The sequence below is a fragment of the Winogradskyella sp. HB-48 genome, from assembly GCF_049942685.1.
Taxonomy (GTDB): Bacteria; Bacteroidota; Bacteroidia; order Flavobacteriales; family Flavobacteriaceae; genus Winogradskyella.
Window position 1 is genome coordinate 82,812 of sequence record NZ_CP187934.1, and the last position, 17,687, is coordinate 100,498.

At 32.3% G+C, this 17,687-nt stretch carries 18 protein-coding genes; all 18 read right to left on the reverse strand.

Features of this window, described 5'->3' with window-relative positions:
• Positions 1–7 precede the first annotated feature (7 nt).
• The 18 genes from ACPX19_RS00435 to ACPX19_RS00520 all read right to left on the reverse strand — a co-directional run bounded on the left by ACPX19_RS00435 (position 8) and on the right by ACPX19_RS00520 (position 17,664).
• The gene (locus ACPX19_RS00435; RefSeq protein ID WP_426430848.1) at positions 8–1,087 is read right to left on the reverse strand and encodes a glycosyltransferase; all 1,080 of its coding nucleotides are present in this window, start codon (positions 1,085–1,087) and stop codon (positions 8–10) included.
• Positions 1,080–2,216 carry a glycosyltransferase family 4 protein gene (locus ACPX19_RS00440; protein ID WP_426430849.1) on the reverse strand — a complete coding sequence of 379 codons (1,137 nt, stop codon included), beginning with the start codon at positions 2,214–2,216 and terminating at the stop codon, positions 1,080–1,082. The genes ACPX19_RS00435 and ACPX19_RS00440 overlap by 8 nt, the downstream gene beginning before the upstream one ends.
• Before the next feature lies 1 nt (position 2,217).
• On the reverse strand, positions 2,218–2,769 hold the full coding sequence (locus ACPX19_RS00445; RefSeq protein WP_320555532.1) for a serine O-acetyltransferase: 552 nt from the start codon (positions 2,767–2,769) through the stop codon (positions 2,218–2,220).
• A 1-nt stretch (position 2,770) separates the two neighbouring features.
• The gene (locus ACPX19_RS00450) at positions 2,771–3,922 is read right to left on the reverse strand and encodes a glycosyltransferase family 4 protein (RefSeq protein WP_426430850.1); all 1,152 of its coding nucleotides are present in this window, start codon (positions 3,920–3,922) and stop codon (positions 2,771–2,773) included.
• The gene (locus ACPX19_RS00455; RefSeq protein WP_426430851.1) at positions 3,922–5,310 is read right to left on the reverse strand and encodes a hypothetical protein; all 1,389 of its coding nucleotides are present in this window, start codon (positions 5,308–5,310) and stop codon (positions 3,922–3,924) included. The genes ACPX19_RS00450 and ACPX19_RS00455 overlap by 1 nt, the downstream gene beginning before the upstream one ends.
• Positions 5,303–6,421, reverse strand: coding sequence for a UDP-N-acetylglucosamine 2-epimerase (gene neuC / locus ACPX19_RS00460; protein ID WP_426430852.1), 1,119 nt, complete (start codon positions 6,419–6,421; stop codon positions 5,303–5,305). The genes ACPX19_RS00455 and neuC overlap by 8 nt, the downstream gene beginning before the upstream one ends.
• 18 nt (positions 6,422–6,439) lie before the next feature.
• On the reverse strand, positions 6,440–7,483 hold the full coding sequence (neuB, locus tag ACPX19_RS00465; RefSeq protein WP_426430853.1) for an N-acetylneuraminate synthase: 1,044 nt from the start codon (positions 7,481–7,483) through the stop codon (positions 6,440–6,442).
• A gap of 1 nt (position 7,484) precedes the next feature.
• Complete coding sequence (locus ACPX19_RS00470) at positions 7,485–8,288, reverse strand: sulfotransferase family protein (protein ID WP_426430854.1); 804 nt, start codon at positions 8,286–8,288, stop codon at positions 7,485–7,487.
• On the reverse strand, positions 8,285–8,956 hold the full coding sequence (locus tag ACPX19_RS00475) for an acylneuraminate cytidylyltransferase family protein (protein WP_320555538.1): 672 nt from the start codon (positions 8,954–8,956) through the stop codon (positions 8,285–8,287). Before ACPX19_RS00475 ends, ACPX19_RS00470 begins: the two co-directional genes overlap by 4 nt.
• Before the next feature lie 6 nt (positions 8,957–8,962).
• Complete coding sequence (locus ACPX19_RS00480; RefSeq protein WP_426430855.1) at positions 8,963–9,952, reverse strand: glycosyltransferase family A protein; 990 nt, start codon at positions 9,950–9,952, stop codon at positions 8,963–8,965.
• Positions 9,953–9,956: 4 nt separating this feature from the next.
• A complete protein-coding gene (locus ACPX19_RS00485) occupies positions 9,957–11,132 on the reverse strand; it encodes a glycosyltransferase family 4 protein (RefSeq protein ID WP_426430856.1) in 1,176 nt (391 codons plus the stop codon).
• Positions 11,129–11,971 carry a glycosyltransferase family 2 protein gene (locus tag ACPX19_RS00490; RefSeq protein WP_426430857.1) on the reverse strand — a complete coding sequence of 281 codons (843 nt, stop codon included), beginning with the start codon at positions 11,969–11,971 and terminating at the stop codon, positions 11,129–11,131. The genes ACPX19_RS00485 and ACPX19_RS00490 overlap by 4 nt, the downstream gene beginning before the upstream one ends.
• A 9-nt stretch (positions 11,972–11,980) precedes the next feature.
• On the reverse strand, positions 11,981–12,892 hold the full coding sequence (locus ACPX19_RS00495; protein WP_426430858.1) for a class I SAM-dependent methyltransferase: 912 nt from the start codon (positions 12,890–12,892) through the stop codon (positions 11,981–11,983).
• Positions 12,893–12,898: 6 nt separating this feature from the next.
• Complete coding sequence (locus ACPX19_RS00500; protein WP_426430859.1) at positions 12,899–13,882, reverse strand: hypothetical protein; 984 nt, start codon at positions 13,880–13,882, stop codon at positions 12,899–12,901.
• 4 nt (positions 13,883–13,886) lie between these two features.
• Complete coding sequence (locus tag ACPX19_RS00505) at positions 13,887–14,570, reverse strand: sulfotransferase family 2 domain-containing protein (protein ID WP_426430860.1); 684 nt, start codon at positions 14,568–14,570, stop codon at positions 13,887–13,889.
• Positions 14,571–15,377 carry a hypothetical protein gene (locus ACPX19_RS00510; protein ID WP_426430861.1) on the reverse strand — a complete coding sequence of 269 codons (807 nt, stop codon included), beginning with the start codon at positions 15,375–15,377 and terminating at the stop codon, positions 14,571–14,573.
• 137 nt (positions 15,378–15,514) lie between these two features.
• Positions 15,515–16,792, reverse strand: a complete 1,278-nt coding sequence (locus ACPX19_RS00515) for an ABC transporter ATP-binding protein (protein ID WP_426432405.1) — start codon at positions 16,790–16,792, stop codon at positions 15,515–15,517.
• Entirely contained in the window at positions 16,792–17,664 is an 873-nt protein-coding gene (locus ACPX19_RS00520) for an ABC transporter permease (RefSeq protein WP_426430862.1), read from the reverse strand. The genes ACPX19_RS00515 and ACPX19_RS00520 overlap by 1 nt, the downstream gene beginning before the upstream one ends.
• Positions 17,665–17,687: the final 23 nt, after the last annotated feature.

A 17,687-nucleotide genomic window follows, 5' to 3' on the forward strand; every position in this document is an offset into this window, starting at 1 on the left:
GAGTAGTTTATATTGTTTTGCCATATATTTTAACGACATTAGCTAAAATAGCCTCCTTAGAAAAATACTTTGACACTTTCTCATTAAAATTTTTAGCACAATTTAATCTGTAAGTTTCATCTTCAATAAAGCTTGCTAAAGCCTTAGCTATTTCATAATCTTTATCACTATTTAATAAAATTCCTAAAGATTTATCAGAAATTAATTCACCACAATTACCAACATTAGTACAAATAACTGGCAATCGAGCTAATCCATATTCTAATAATGCTAAAGGAAGACCTTCGGATTTAGAAACTAATATACCTATTGTACATTGCTTTAATATATTGAGAATATCTGACTTTGTATCATAAAAAAACACTTGCTTTTCAAGATTAAGCTCGTCAATCTTATTAAAAAAAGAAGTTGAATAATGGTCATTAAAATCTTTGCCAACAAAGTGAAGTGTCCAATCAGAATGATCTTTAATAACAATTTTAAACGCCTCTATTAGTCTGATATGATTTTTCTGTTCTCTTAAATTGGCCAAACACAAAATTCTTTTTCCACCTTCACCTTTTAGATTTGTTAAATCATATTCTGTTTTATTTAAGACCGGGAAGTTTTTAACATAACTAACATTTTTACACCATAATTTCTTTTTTGCCCAATGCTCTAAAACATTATTTACACTAAATATATGTGTAAAAAATAGCGAACATAATTTTAGCACAGTTGTTGGTCGTTTGTGGAGAAATTCGCTATTTCCATAATGATCATGCCAAACTAACATCAAACGTGGTATTAGAATTTTGACCAAGGTTGCAATAAAAAAGGATGTTGCATGGGCATGTATAATATCAATTTCATTTTTTAATATATAAGTTCTAAGTTTCAAAACCGCACCAATATCTAAAGTTGATTTTCTATTTAAAAAAATATATCCCACCTCATTATCTAACGAACTTAGTAATGGCCCTTCTAATCGTGTTGCACACAAGCTAGACACCACATTATGATTCCTTAATTCATTGGCATAGTTTACGGCTAAACGTTCTGCTCCACCAGCTTGTAATGTATCTATGATTTGAAGTACTCTAATCACCAATAACTACTTTTTTAATTTCCTGTTCTAACCTATCTAAAGTATACTGCTGCGCCCAATCTTGGGCTTTTTTAGACATAGTATTAAGATAGTCATTGCCCTTTCTAAGCTCATTTAATATAATACTAAAAGCCTCATTTAAATCTTCGTCGATCAAAATACCTCTCTTGCCATAATCTAAAATCCATGGCAAGCAGGATATTTTGGTTGAAATTGGTATGGCACCAAAAAACATACCTTCAGCTATAGCTTTTGGCCAACCTTCACTTTTTGAGGGTAGAATACTAAAATGGGCATCTAACAAACATTTTTTTATTTCAGTTTTATCTCTATTGCCGTAAATGTGTATTCTATCTTGAAGATTATTATGCTTTACAAATGCTCTAATCTCTTCGATTAAATCGCCATCTCCAAACATGTGCAGTTCTGCATCTATCCCATTATCCAAAAGTTTTTGAACAATTTGAACGGTAAGTTTTGGGCGTTTTCCTACAACCATTGCACCAATAAAAACAAATTTTAGCCTTCCGTTAAAATCGCGGTGTTTAAATGGTTGTTTTTCACTTTCTCTGTAAGTAGCCGACATAAAAGGAACAACATTACTAGTCTCGTTAGGCCATTCACCATACACTAATACATTAATATTTTTTGATAAAATTGTATTTCTAAATATAGCCTTTTGAACTCTATAACTTAACGGTTGTTTGCTATTGGGATCCCAATTACCAGCATACTTAACTGATTTTTTCTTAAATGGAAAGAAAATTTGAACAACTGCACCTATCAAAGTAATGTTTCCTGGACTTCTAAAATGAATATGATTTGCCCAAAACATAGCTCTAAATATCTGAAAAATAACAAATGGCAAAAGCACTATGCCTTTGATTATTCTACTAAAAGAATTAAAGGCAATGAAAGGAATTCGATAACCTTTAATATTTTTAGATTGAAAAGGTTTTGACAAAAAATCTGTAGGATATGAGTCTGGCGAAAGTATTCTATACTCATCAGCAAAAGAGAACCACATATCCATCTCATCAACATAAGGGGAGTATGAATAGTATTCTCCTTCTTTTTTTATTAAAGGCGTATATGTAACAACCAAAAACTTTATTCTCTTGTTTTTCATATCAAATGTATCCTGACGAGGTACGATTACTTATTTTTTTTGCCGGAACTCCTAAATAAGTATTATTTGCTTCTAAATCCTCAACTACGAGTGAGTTTGCTCCTATAACCACATTATCACCAATAGTTACTTTCCCTACTATAACAGCATTGGCTCCAATATAAACATTGTTACCTATAGTCGGAACCCCTCTGCGTTCCCCTTTCCCACTAACACCAATCGTAACTCCCTGAGAAATATTACAATTATCACCGATTATTGCTTTAGAATTGATAATGATATTTCCAAAATGGCCAATATAAAAACTATGACCAATAGTAACTGAATACGGGATTGATATCCCTGTAATGATTTCTATCCATTTTTGCCAAAAAACCGCTAAAACCAGTAAGGGTTTCTTTATTACTGGAAAAATTTTTGATTTAAAAATTTTGTTTGAAAATCTATAAACAAAAAGTGCCCACAACCCTTGTGTAGTTAACATTAAAACTATTGAAGGCTTGTTATCACTGTAACGTTTGTATTTTATTAAGTCTGATTTAAATGAAGCCATGCTAATAATCCTTAATCTTATAATAAAAATCAATATTCCTATTAACCACTGAATCTTTATTTAAAATATTTAGGGCGTGCACCCTTCCTCTTTCTGCAATATCTTGGCTTAGTTCTTTATTTCCTAATGCCCAAATAATTTTATTTGCAATATCATCCACATCATAAGGGTTGCAGAGAAGGCCTGTCTTTTTATCTTCAATAATTTCTGGTCCAGGTCCACACTCCGTAAAAATCACCAATTTACCCATAGCCATTGCCTCTGGGGCAACTAGCCCTTGAGTTTCCATAAGCGATGGGAAAACACATACGTCGGCAGAGGCATAGTATTCAGCCAAACTGTTCATATCTACCGTACCCATAAATTGGATGCTATCTTCTTTTAAATTCAACTTTGAAATGTAATCTTTTAAAAACGAAATATAGGATTTACCGTCCTTAAAAAACCAATCCCTACCATAAATATGCAACTCTACATCTGGATGATGGCTTATTACTTTAGGCATGGCCTTAACTAACTGATAGATGCCTTTTTTTTCACAAACTGTACCTGCAAACAAGAGTCTGTTAGGCTTTACCTCAATATCTAGTCTGGGTTTGAAAATTTCCAAATTTACTGGTGACATCAAAACCGCTATTGGCTTGTTATGATAACTTAAATATTTGGCCGTATGCTCCATGACATACTTTGAAACTGCAATAAACCCATCTGCTCTACTAAAAGAGCGCTTCTCTTGAAAACCTTTCCACCTTGATACTTTCCTTTGCTCTGCCTCAGCAAAAAAATGATGACCACCATGCAATCTAATAACATATTTGACCGAAGGTATTTTTTTTATAAATGCTAGCCCTAACTCTGCTGATTCTACAATGTCTAAAGGGTTGGACTCGTGTATTTGTTTCAGTTCCTTATTTATAGACTTATTATTAAAAACCCATGTTAGACCTTTCACTTTTTTGGGTTTCAGTCTAATTACATTAACATGTTCATCCTTAAACCTCTCATCTTCATTAGCATAAGTGTTTATACCCAACACTGTAACTTTATGGTTTTTTAAAGCTAATAGATGGCTTATAGTTTTTACAAAAGAACCAATACCTCCATGCGAAAAACCTTCTTTTGGATATTCAGATGTAATGAAGCAAATATGCATTATAAAATAGCTTTTGCGATTTTTTCCGAATTTTTATTTAGAGGATGCAATACCAATTTTTCTTTCCAAAGTTGAATATCTGGCGCAATATCTTGTGGCGAACCAAACACCCTCATAACTTGCCTTAAAATCGAATCTTTTTCATTAATCCAACCAACAGGTCTTAGACCTTGCATACTCCTAAAATGCTGAAAATTATAAATTTTTTCCGTACTCCAAGAACTATCAATAGAAGGGTTATAATTAAGATATAAACAAGGTTTATTAAATGTTGCAAAATCCAAAGCCATTGTAGAACCCAAATTAACAACTGCTTCGCAGTGGTAAGCCAAGTTGATTTGCATGTCAATGTCCTGATATTTTGGAAAATAACCTATCCAGCCTGTTTCGGTTTCAATATTCCAAAGAGGATCTATAGACACTATAAAATTGCTATACTTATCTAAAACCTCATCATATCTTTTTGAAAAGTCAACAGGACATCTTCTGAATATAATTTGAACTTGTTCCTTCTCTGAATACAAAGACTCTGCTACGTCATTTAGAAAATCCTGATCGTAAGGAGAAGTTATTAAATCATCTCCACTAAAGCAAATCCATTTTTTTCTTACATCTAAACCATACTTTTCAGCAAACTCGGTACGAGACAATATTCTACTACTGTCTAAATAAAATTCAAATTGAGGAGTTCCCAAAAGGAGTATGTTTTCTTGTGGAATTTCTGGGTAATAATCCTTCATTTCATCTTTCATCCATTGAGACCAAACGATGTAATAATCTGTTTTTACTGCCAGTCTTGCTTTGGGCAGGTTATCCCATGAAAAAATTGCCGTTATTGTTTTAATACCCATACTTTTTGCGGCCAAACAAATAGGCATAATTCCAGGTACACGTTGATGCGTTATAAAAACAGAAGTTGGGCTTAGATCCTCTAAATCCCTTTTATATAAAGAAATCATTTTTGAAGAAATATAGCGTCTAGCTTTCGCTTCAAATTTTAAAATCCTAGAATAATTGTTGGTAATGTAATTCCCCAAAACTTGCGAAAGCTTATATAATACTTTAACTTTAAGATTGTAGTTTGGCTTTCTCCAATTCATTAAAATGGTTGGATTACCCTTTAGTTTAGTATTATGCTTTAGTCTAGCATAAGTTGAAGCTTCTCTGTAGAGCCTGGTTAAAACACCTTCTGACTGAAGTTTAATCTGCTTGTAGCCAAACTCTATTTGGTGTAATGTTTTAACATCCTCAAAAGCTTCAATAGGTAGCGGAGACCAAATTGTTATTTTGGCTTTATTCTTAATGTGCTTTATAATTTCTGAATAGAGGTAGTTCTTAATGCCAACTCCATCGGGAACCAAGAATAAAATATGTTTATCCTTAGGCATCCTTAAATTGCTTTTGGTGGTTTATACTCCAAACCTCGTTAGATTCTAAGCTCTTTAAAAATAAGGTGGCACTGTTCCCTTTTCCAAATATTTCAGTTAGGACTTCATGAGCATCGGGTAATTCCATGATTGCATTAAGTATATCATTTTTTTGATGTGATACATTTACAATCTTTGAAGATGACGCTCTGTTTAATTGCCTGTTTCCTATATTAATGGTCGGAATACCATAATAAGGTGCTTCTCTTACACCTGCACTACTGTTGCCAATGATGAAATCGGATTCCTTTAAGAGGGTTAAAAAATATTCAAAACGAATAGATGGAAAAATTTTAAATCGGTTATGATTTATGAGCTTTTGGTAGGCTTTTAATATCAACTTGCTGCCCAAATCGTTATTTGGATATATAACTACGTAGTTCTTGCCACTTTCAATTAGTGCATCAACAAATTGATTGGCTTCCTCTTCTGTATTTTCAACCTCTGTCGTTACAGGATGATACATGGCTATTGCGTAGGACTCAAAATTAATTTCATAGTACCGTTTTACTTCGTCTATACTTGGCAAATCATCTGAAAACATAATATCCACATCTGGAGATCCAATGGTAAAAATAGACTCTTCGAGCTCACCCATTTGTAAAAGGCGTTGTTTTGCTTCTTCATTAGATGTATAATGAATATGGCTTAACTTAGATACTGAATGTCTTATGAGCTCATCTATGGTACCTGATAGCTCTCCACCTTCTATATGAGCCACTAAAATATTATTAAGACTGCCTACTATGGCTCCTGCCAATGCTTCCACTCTATCGCCATGCACTACTATTAAGTCTGGATGAACATCTTTGATATAAGCCGAAAAGCCGTTAATGGTTTTGGCCAGAGTTAAATCCATTGTAGCCTCGTCGGTATGGTTATGAAATGTAGCTATATTTTTAAACCCACAGCGTTCAACCTCAATCAACGTATAGCCATATTCCTTAAGTAAATGCATCCCTGTAACAAATATAAAGGGCTCAAATTCAGGATGATCTTCCACACTCTGAACTAATGATTTTATTTTACCAAAATCTGCTCTTGTACCTGTAAGAAATACTATTTTACGCATTAAAAACCTAGATTTAAGTTACTCAAAATCAACATAATCTAAATGCTCCCCATCATTTATATCTCTTGTCGCTACTTTCCCTAGAATATCATTATAGTTTTCAGCCAAAATCTTACCTGTACCTGGTCGTTTTACCCAGATATTTTCCTCCGATAATCTTTCACCCTTTCTAATATTCTTTATACTGCACACTGTTGCAAATGCGAAATCTATAGTTACTTTTTCTTCCTTGGCTGGTACTTTGGTGCCACCTCGCATAGACCATATTTCCTTACTTCCTGTTATAAGATTTGCACATTCTTTTTCATCCATACTACAAATTATATCCGGACCTGTTCTTTGCATATGATCTGTGAAATGTCGTTCTAAAATAGACGCACCTAGTGCTACAGCACCTAGACAAGCATTATTATTTAAGGTATGATCACTAAGACCAAATACATAATCTGGAAAAGCATTATGCAACTCCATCATAGCACCATAACGTACTAGGTGCGTTGGGGTTGGATATAAATTAGTGGTATGCAAAATCGCTAGGGGCGTATTGTGCTTTTTAAATACTTCAATTGCCTTTGAGACGCTTTCTAAAGTGTTCATCCCTGTACTCATAATAACTGGTTTGCCAAATTTAGCGATGTGTTCAAGCAACGGATAATTGTTACATTCACCAGATCCAATCTTATAAGCGGGAACATCAAATTTTTTTAAACGCTCTGCTGCTGCTCTAGAAAAAGGTGTAGAGATAAAAATCATGCCTTTGCTTTCTACATAGTTTTTAAGCTCTAACTCATCGTTTTCGTCTAAGGCGCATCGCTCCATGATTTCGTAAATTGAAACATCTGCATTACCCGGAATTACAGATTTTGCCGCTTTACTCATTTCATCTTCTACTATATGCGTTTGGTGTTTTACAACTTCTGCACCTGCTCTATGAGCCGCATCTACCATTTCTTTGGCAACTGTTAGCGACCCTTCGTGGTTAATACCTATTTCGGCTATGACCAATGGAGGGTAATCTCTCCCGATTTTGCGTCCTTGTATTTCTATAAAAGGGTTTGACATATTATATATAATGTAGTGATTTAAGACTTTTATGCATAATCGTCTCTAAATTTGACTTCAAGGGTTCCTCTATTTTCTCTATTTTGAAATTAGTGCTTTTTACTTGGCTGAAATCAAAGTTACAGTTACTTTTTACATTAGAGAATTTTAGTAGTTTATTAATTTCTTCCTCTGGGTTCTTGGCTAACTTTTCATAACTAATTTCAAATTTTTGATCTTCGGTTAAATCCTTAAAAAAATCATTGATTGCCAAAATTGAGGCGTTATAATACTTAGCACATTCTATAATGAACTCATCTTCGGTGAAATTATCTTGGTAATCTTGTACTCGGAAATACTCTTTTTTAAACCATGATCTGGCTACTGCAAAACCATTTCTATATAAGTGAATATATTTTGCCTTGGGGTAAAGTTTTTCAATTTCTGGAAGCATAAATGTTATTGCAGGACTCTTGAAAAAAAATCGCCTATTTGTCTTGTTCATTTTGGCATCCATCATGATTCTTAACTTAGACTTGTAAAAAGGTGTCCACTTTTCTAAGCTCTTTTTTACGGTAATTTCAAAATTTACAATATCTGAATAGATAGGGTTGTGCTTTTTTCCTTTAACATTTGCCTCTGGCAAAAACCAATCGTATTGCTCATTTTGGTCTATTTGTATATCTGGATTGGTCATTAAGATGTCTACAAGCAAGGTACTTCCGCAACGGCCAGTGCCAACAATAAAAATAGGGTCTTGTCGCTTACCTATTATTCTGTTATAAAAACTTTTGAAAATATGTTTTAGCTTTTCTGCAACTGTCATCTGCCAATTTCTTTAGAAATTAAATATTCTGCATAGTCTAAGTCTTCTAACGTATCAATATCTACTTTAGCAAATGGATGATTTACCACATAAGGAAAAGATTCTTCATTGAATATAATGTTATCCATTATTAATTGAGCATTGGTAATGTACAATAAACCATTCTCATAATACAATTGCTCTAAATCCTGACTACGTTGTCCAATTTTATAGTTAAATGGCAAAAATCTATTGTCTTTAATTTTACCATATTTTTTATGGTCTCTGCTTACGGTAAACAAACTGTCACAATTATTAATTTTAAATGCGTTATACGCATCTTTAAGTAGAGATTTTGGTCTCAGTGGGTTGGTTGCTTGCAGTAGTATAACGCACTCTACATCGCTACCAAGTAATTGAAGCGCATGTTTCAATACAGCTACTGTGGTTGCATTATCATCACTTATTTCTGAAGGCCTATCTAATACTTTTGCGCCGTGCGCTATTGCCACGCTCTTTATTTTCTTGTCATCGGTGGATACATAAATATCATCTATAATATCCATATTATCTTTGGCATAATTGATAGAATGTACCAAAAGTGGTAATCCATTGAAATCTATGATATTCTTGTTTGGCAATCTTTTTGACCCACCTCTAGCAGGTATTATGGCTATGGTTTTTCCCAATTTTTTCTATTTATAAATAATATTAAATAGTCTATTTGAAACCCTTTTTCTTAATTTATATAAAGTTCTATTAGGTGTTCTAGGCTTAAAGCTAGGTAAGTCAATTTTTTTACTACCCTCTTTAACTTGTTCTCCTTTTGAGATATTGTCCTTTTGTATTTGTAGCATCCAATCTTCTACTGTATTTCCCATGTGATAGGCCATATTATTATACGTGGCCAATCGCATACCGCCTGAGTAATTGATAGGATCGTCACAATAATTATACTCCGACCTATTACCCACTAAAATTAGCGAAGGTTCTATTGGTACGGTTGTAAAGAAAAGTTCGCGTCTCATGCTTAAAATTTGATGTCCACTACCGATAATTGCTTTGCGACCGTTAGAAGTAATCACAGGCCATTTTAAATTCTTATCAGATTCCTCTTCATTGTGAGTGCTCAATAAATATTTATTGTAATCGTCATGGTTTTGTGGTATGGACTCATAGGAGAATTTTACTTTTCCCAACAAAACCTTCTCAAAAGTTGAATAGGTCTCATAATTTTTAAACATTCTAGCGGGTATAGGAGATACTGATGCGGTATCTTTAAAATTTTCAAAAACAGTCTCGACACTTTGCTGCCAACCATACTTAAATAATATATCAACATCAGAAATGGTTATAATAGGCTCTCTACTTGCTCTAGCCGCACCTATTAAAGCATCTATTTTACCAATGTTTTTTTTGTGATGAATAATCGTATCTATACCATTTTCATCTAGCTTTTTCTTTAAGTATGTATTGACCTCCTCGCAAGATGCATTATTAACAACTGTAATAGCGCAATTAGAATTTGTGGTAATTATTGCAGACTCCAAACAAAGCTTAAAGACTTCTAATACATCTTTATAGTAACCTTCTAAGGAAGGAATAAAAACTATGATAATAAGTCTGTGCTGGCAATCTAACTGTATCTTTTTAGACTGCTTTTGAGGATTCATTCCTACACGCATGATATTAAACGGTTGGTTTTGCTTTCAAAAGGTTAAAAATACTCTTTTTGTAAAGATTCTCTAGGGTATTTTTTTTATAATTTAATAAATAAACCTCTCTGTTCTTCTGTACTATTTCCCTAATTTCTTGTTCTGTTAAGCCTTTCATTTTAATAAAAACGTCTTCTAAACTTTTCGGATCATTTATATTAAACCAAAATTGGTTAGTTGTATTACTCAATCTATGAGGCATAGCCCCCACTTTGGTAGAAATGATTAGCCTCGCAGAAGCCATTGCTTCCAATCCTACCAATGGACCCGATTCTTTAAACGATGAAATGATTACTGCATCGTTACCTTTTATATGCTCTATGATATCTTCCTGACTTTTATAACCCAATAAATCAATATTATCTAAAGACTGAGTTAGTGTTGCTATTTCATTATATAAAGGCCCATCTCCAATTATATTTAAGCATAATCCTTTACCATAAGCCTTAAAATAGTTTACCAACTCAACAATGCCTTTTTCAGGCGATAATCGCCCGATGAATACTATATTTTTGAAGCTGCTAGGACATTCTATTTTTAGCATTTCTTCTTCCTTGAAGGTACATTGATCTATAATTTTATAATTATGTTTGTTCAGAAATGATAATCTTTTAGCGTTGGATTCGGAATGGTGAAAAAATAGTGTTACTTTTTCTAGCCAGTCTTTGTGATGTCTGTCATTTTCTGATATTTTGCTAGATGTTCTAATAATTACAGCTTTCTGTTTATCAAAGGCAAATTCTACAATTTCCTTAACATAAGTACTGCTAATCTGAGCACATATAATGACCAAATCTACTTCTTCAACAAGAGCTTTTAATACTTTTATGGCGTAACGCTTATATCCAAGTTTTTGTGAAAGCTTGTTGGAAGCATAAAAATTCAAAGGGTTTTCTTGGCGTGATTTTAAATACGCCAATTGTGCTAATAACCTATATAAAATGTTTCTTTTTATTATCAAATCATCCAAAACCTGGAGCTGTTCAGACTTAATGAATTCAAATATTTGCGATTTTGAAGTACATCTGGCTGTACTTACAACATTAACATCAAAACTGTCTTCTGACAAGGTTTTTGCAATAAAGCCAGTTTCTAGTTCTCGCCCTCCGAAATCACCAATAGGCCCAATTATGGCTACTTTATGTATCATTTTGATAATCTAAATAGCTTTATTATTGAAACAAAAAATGATAGCACTAGCGTAGTAACCTTTCTAAAAAAAGGATATTCTTCTATGATTTTTAAATCTCTAAACCGCTTGTGATTACTTATGAATTTATTGAAAATATACGTATCATCTTCATTATTGAATATGGTTGGAAAGTACCGTTTCAAAACCTGTGTTCTTTCCTTATTAACTAGGTCTAAGTTTTCTTTTACTGAAGATATACCTGTGGCATCAAAAACCGAAATTGTTTCTGGTATACGGATATAAGACTCATTATTGAGACCTAACACTTTTAAAAAGAAAGCCCAATCAGAAACTATCTTTAAATTTTCATCATACTTGCCGTAAGTTTCAAATAAATCTCGTTTTATGAAAGTTGAAGGGTGAGAAATAGCATTGCCTACCAAATATGAAAAGGTCATCTTTTCTGGATGTTGTCTTAATCGTTGGCTGTTTTCTTTCTTAAAAATTACATTACCCGACATTATAGATTTTTCTGAAGTGAAAAAATTCAACACCTTACTAAGGGTTTCTTTATTTTCTAAAATATCTCCACTATTTAAAAACAAAAGATACTTCCCATTAGCCCTGTCTATACCTTTGTTCATGGCATTATAGATGCCCGTATCTGAATCACTAATCCAATTTAAATTTTTGTAGGTATAAGATTTTATGATGTCTAAACTGTTGTCTGTAGAATTTCCATCAATTACAACATGCTCAAAATCTTGCCAAGTCTGGTCTCTAACGCTATCCATAGTCTTTTTTAGACCATCAGCATTGTTATAATTAATTGTTATTATGGAAAGTAGTTTAGTCAATTAAGTTGATTATTGAGATTCTTTTTTAAGCCACAGATTACCGCCTGTGTTTTTGTATGCTAATGGCATATCTTTATATACGTCTTTATGATGCAAATGTAAGTAGTGAGCAAAAACTTGGATGCTGTATGTATTGTTATTCATAAGAAAAGCTCTAAGTAAATAGTTTTCATTCCAATTATACCCTTTAAAAACCCATTCTTTTGGATATTCAAAAGGATAAAAAATATCATGAAAGTGAATATAAACTCCCTTATTTAGTATAGGTAAAACTTCAAAAAGCAAATAGTTTAAGTCACTTCCACATTTTGATACATGCGTACTGTCTATAAATAAAATATCGTTCTCTTTTAAGGATTTAAAATAATCTAAATCAACATCTTGAACCCGACATTTTAATATTGATATGTTATCCTTATCACCTTTACTCATGAGTTTTTCGAGTCGCTCTGTGTGTGGCTCTATAAAACCAAATTCTATTTTACTATCAAAAAAGATATCGTTAACATCTAACATTAACGCAGATGAAAAGCCAGAGCCAACCTCTATGATTTGTTTGGGTTTTAAGTGCCTTAGCATACCAAACAATACGATACCATCTGTATATAAATAGTATGGATTATTAAAATAATACCTTAAATCTTCATTTAACTCATCCTCAAAAGGTATATCAGAATAGTAGGTGCTTATGTCATTAAGGACTTTTTTTTGAGTATCTGTATTAAGCTTGATTGACTCAATACCATCATATTGAATACCCTTCCAAATCCTATCTTCATCTTTTTTAACCTCTTCTAAGCTTGGGATTGCAGAATAAAAATGACCAGGTAAAAAATGGGCATTATCTCTATAGAGTTTATCTCTCTTGTAGAGGCCTTTTATATAGGGTAGTTTGTTTAATATTTGCTTTATAAAATTCAAACTTAATTAATGGAGTAGTTTTTTTATTCTTCTTTTGACTTTAACTAGAAAGTTCTTTTTTTCTTCTTTAGGCACTACTGGTTTTAATTTGTAAGCGATTTCTATTGTTTTGAACTTATCGTAATTATTATTAGCAACAAGAAGTTTGTAATTTTTATACAGTAGGCTCAAACTCTCTAGATCACTTAGCATATAACGGTTATAAACTTTAGACACCTTATTTTCATCTTCAGACAGTTTACTAAAATGATAAAAAACCAGATCATCCTCTGCATTTACCATCATCTTATCTTTGACATCAGTCACCCTTCTTTCATGTAAATTCCATGGAGCCATGTTGTAGCCATAATTTTTTATAATAGCAATATCTTCAAATAAAACCGGTACCAAATTCATCCATAATTGATCTACAAAATAACCTCTACACAAATCTATTTGCCCATGATGTAAAGTTCTCTCCTCCCACCAATCCAATAGTCTTAACGCATTAACATTATTTGGGTTGATACCTATAAAACCTAAATTGTAAATGCCAAAATTTAAAAACGTATTTTCATCAGGAAAGAATCCATCTCTGGTTATTGGGTCTAATATATGAGGTGTTAAGGCTGCTGATTTACCAGATGATAAGAGGTTATCAGCAAGTGATAAAGAACTGTAAAAGTATAGGTCTGGATCTAAGTAATAAATCGCTTTAATACTCTTATATTGAGAAATAAAATACTTAAATAGGCTTGGCTTAATCGATGTATTTAATTCAATAATATTATACTTATTGAGTAAATCCTCAAAATCATAAACCGAAATTTCTGATGCTAAAATTAACTTTGCAGGTTCAAATAAACCATAATCTACCTCAGGACTCTTTTCATCTACCAGTATGATCCAAAATTCAAAATCTTGATTATGTTTTAAAAAAGAGGTCTTGAGCGTATTAGCCTGGGCTAAATAATTATTAGAACAAATTGTAAAAGCGATTTTAATGTCCATCCAGTTATAATAAAGATTTTAATTTGTACAATCCCGTTCTTTTATCCTCAAAATCATAACCAAATAATTCAATGTCCTTTCTATATTTTTCTAGGACAAGATCTCTGTTTGAATTAGAATAAAATCTTGAGTAATGATTAAATTTTCTTTTAGATTTATTGAGGTTCTTATTGAATTGCCTATTAATACCAACTGTCTTTAAAACAGTTTGAATATCATTTGAAAAATTTTCAAATCGTCCTAAAAAGTCGACTTCTAAAGGACCTTTTAGATCAAAAAACTTGTGCTGTCCCAAGATATGGTCTCCTAAGAATGTATCTTTAGTATTGTCATTTAAAATAGTAGTAAAATCACCTGCTTGCCTCATGTAATTTTTAAATGAGTCTTTTATATTGGCAAACTGTTTCATCCATAGATAATCTGAATAAGATCTATCCCATGGATTTCTTACAAATGTAAATTTATAGTACGTATTCCATATTTCTTCAGAAATGAGTTCTGTCTCTAACAATTGACTTGCTGTAGCGTGTTGCATATGCAGTTTGCGCTTTGGACACCAACCAAACAATCTATCATAGTCTGCATTTTTAAAATGAAATTTGACATCAGGATGAAAAAAAGAATTAATACTACTCCCTGCTGTTTTTGGAATATGAATAAAAATGCATTTATGTGCGTGACTAATCATTTAGTTCTCTAGTATTAGTTCTTTTAGTACTCTCTTCTCAAAAACATCAAAACTAGAGAAATTATCACCATTATAGATTTTTAAACCCTGCTCCTCTGCTTGCAATTTTAATTTCTCATAGCCTTGGTACAACTCATAGCTTCTGTACATCTTTTCTTTAGGCATGGGTTGTTTTAATTGCTCGTTTCTTGTTTTTATACCCTCTCTATGCATATAAAATTCTAACGAAGGTTCAGAACTTTTAAAAAAGTGTTCGTAGGGCTTACATGATTGCCAATCGTGTGTAACCCCTAACAGATATGTCTCTGGTATTTTTAAGTAAATACATAATTGTATGGCTACTTGTGTAACGCTCCATGGAGTAACAATTTTTTTTTGAAAGTCTACGGGATATGTACCACCATAACTATACCTTTTTAATTCTCTATTGACAAATGTTTTTTTCGCTATCGATTGGTCCCTGTTTTCTACTAGCACAAGAGTTTCTTTAGGAAGCTTTTCATTGCACCTACTCCACCAATTTGTTATTATAGAATCTGTAAGAGGCTCGTGAGATGCTGCAAAAATATGAACATGGGGTTTTATCTTTTGTATATCTGGGTGTTCATGAAAATTACCCATAGAAATAATCAATGTGTCACTATCTATGATTTTGAGGTTTAATTTTCCTATAGTAGGTGAACTGCCAAGCACATAGGCCTTTTTGTAAGGACCTAAAATTTTAGAAAGAGATTTATTCTCAGGAAAAATTATATCGCTTTTAAGTGAGCTACCTATTTTAGATTTTATTTTTTTTAAAATATCCATCCAATATCTGTTAGGAATAGTTGAAAATATAAAATGATGTACTTTATGTTACTAATATTTGATTAGTCATAAAATACCCTTACAATGTTTTTTAGACTTAAAGCTGTAATGATCCTCCTTTGGAACATCGTCTCAATCTAATTTTTGAATAACCCTTCTATCAACGCAACATTTGTAGATCTATTCACTTTAGCATTCCAATAATCACCTGGAAATACTTTAAAGTTTAAAACATGGTGCAACAAATCTATTTGTTTTACAACTCTTATTGCTGTTTGAACGACTATAACTACATAATAATCACCACCTCTTAACATTAGTTTTGGTAATTCTAAATCGACATAGGAATTAATCTTTTTAAACTTAACACCCATTTCATCTGAGTAGAAATCTGCAACTTTATTTTCATTCTTATCATATATAACAAGACCAAAAATTAAATCTTCATGATTGATTTTTGCATTAAAAATCATATGAATTCTAAATTTTGCATATTCCCCTGAGATTATCTCTCTAACAGATTTATTATTTTTATTAAGTAATTCTATTTTTGAAAATCTTATCTCTCCGGATCCTTTCCTATCTGTTCTCTCAAGTAAATTCTCTGTGTTTAATGTACTTTGTCTGTTTAAATAGAAATTTACTGCGTCAGCTGATGAGCCCTCAAAAACTGACAATCCATTTTCCAAAACCAATCCTTTTGTACAGAGATTTTTTACAGCTGCCATATTATGACTAACAAAAAGAACTGTTCTTCCATCACTATTAGAGATGTCTTGCATTTTCCCAATAGCTTTTTTTTGAAACTCAGCATCACCAACAGCTAACACTTCATCTACCACCAAAATATCGGGTTCTAAATAAGCAGCAACAGCAAAAGCCAAACGTACTTTCATACCAGAGCTATAACGCTTTACTGGAGTATCAATATATCTTAAACAACCAGAAAATTCAATGATTTCATCTATTTTAGATGTTATCTCTGCTTTGGTCATGCCCAAAATAGCTCCATTTAAGTAGATGTTTTCCCTACCTGTCATTTCTGGGTGAAACCCAGTACCAACTTCTAATAAAGATGCTATTCTACCTTTCGTTTTAATTTCACCTACTGTTGGTGATGTAACTCTCGAAAGTATTTTTAATAAAGTAGACTTTCCTGCACCATTCTTGCCAATAATTCCCAGAACCTCGCCTCTTTTAACATCAAAATTTATATCCTTTAATGCCCAAACATATTCTGTATTTCCTTTTTCACTTCTATCATTTGCTTCACCTATTTTTAAGTATGGATCTTCTTTTCCACGTACCTTACTCCACCATCTATTAAGATCGTGGCTAATGGTTCCCGTACCGACCAATCCTAATCGGTATTGCTTGGCAACGTTCTCTACTTTTAAAATAACATCGGAGTTCATCATATTGTATCAATAAAGCTTTTTTCGGTTTTATTAAATATGGCCAACCCTATAATAAAAATTACACAACTAATGATCGCAGCATAGGCTATCTTATATATTTCCAAAGGCTCTGTACCTAAAACCATACCTCTAAAAGATTCTATAATTATGGCAATTGGATTCCACTCTATTAACCAATAGTATTTGGGAAGTTTAACTTCAAAATAAGACATTGGATACATTACTGCAGACCCATACATTAGTAATTGTACACCAAATTGTACTAAAAAAGTGAGATCTCTGTATTTAGTAGTCATTGATGATATAATCATTCCCATACCTAAACCCAATAACGCCATAAAAATTACTAAAACAGGAAAGAATAAGATTTCTATAGTTGGAAAAATATTAAATTTAGGGGTGTGAAATTGGGTGTAGTAAATGTAAAAACCTATTAAAACAAAAATTTGAATACCAAATTTTAACAGATTAGACACCACGATAGACATTGGCATTATTACCCTTGGAAAATAGACCTTACCAAAAATATTTTCATTTTTTTTAAAGGTATCACTAGTACCTACAAGACATTCTTTAAAATAATTCCAAGCAGTAATTCCAGCCAAGTTAAACAAAAAATTAGGCATCCCATCTCCGGTTGGTATTTCTGCTAAATTATTGAAAATTAATGTAAATATTAAAGACGTAAATAATGGCTGGATTAAATACCATACTGGCCCCAAAACGGTTTGCTTGTAAAGTGTAATGATATCTCGTTTTACAAACAAAAAAAGTAAATCTTTATAACGCCAAATCTCTCTGAAATTAAAATCTATTAATTTCTTCTTTGAAGTAATAATATAAAGCCAACGCTCTTCAGCGGTTTTCAATTGAAAATAATTTTAGGCTAATA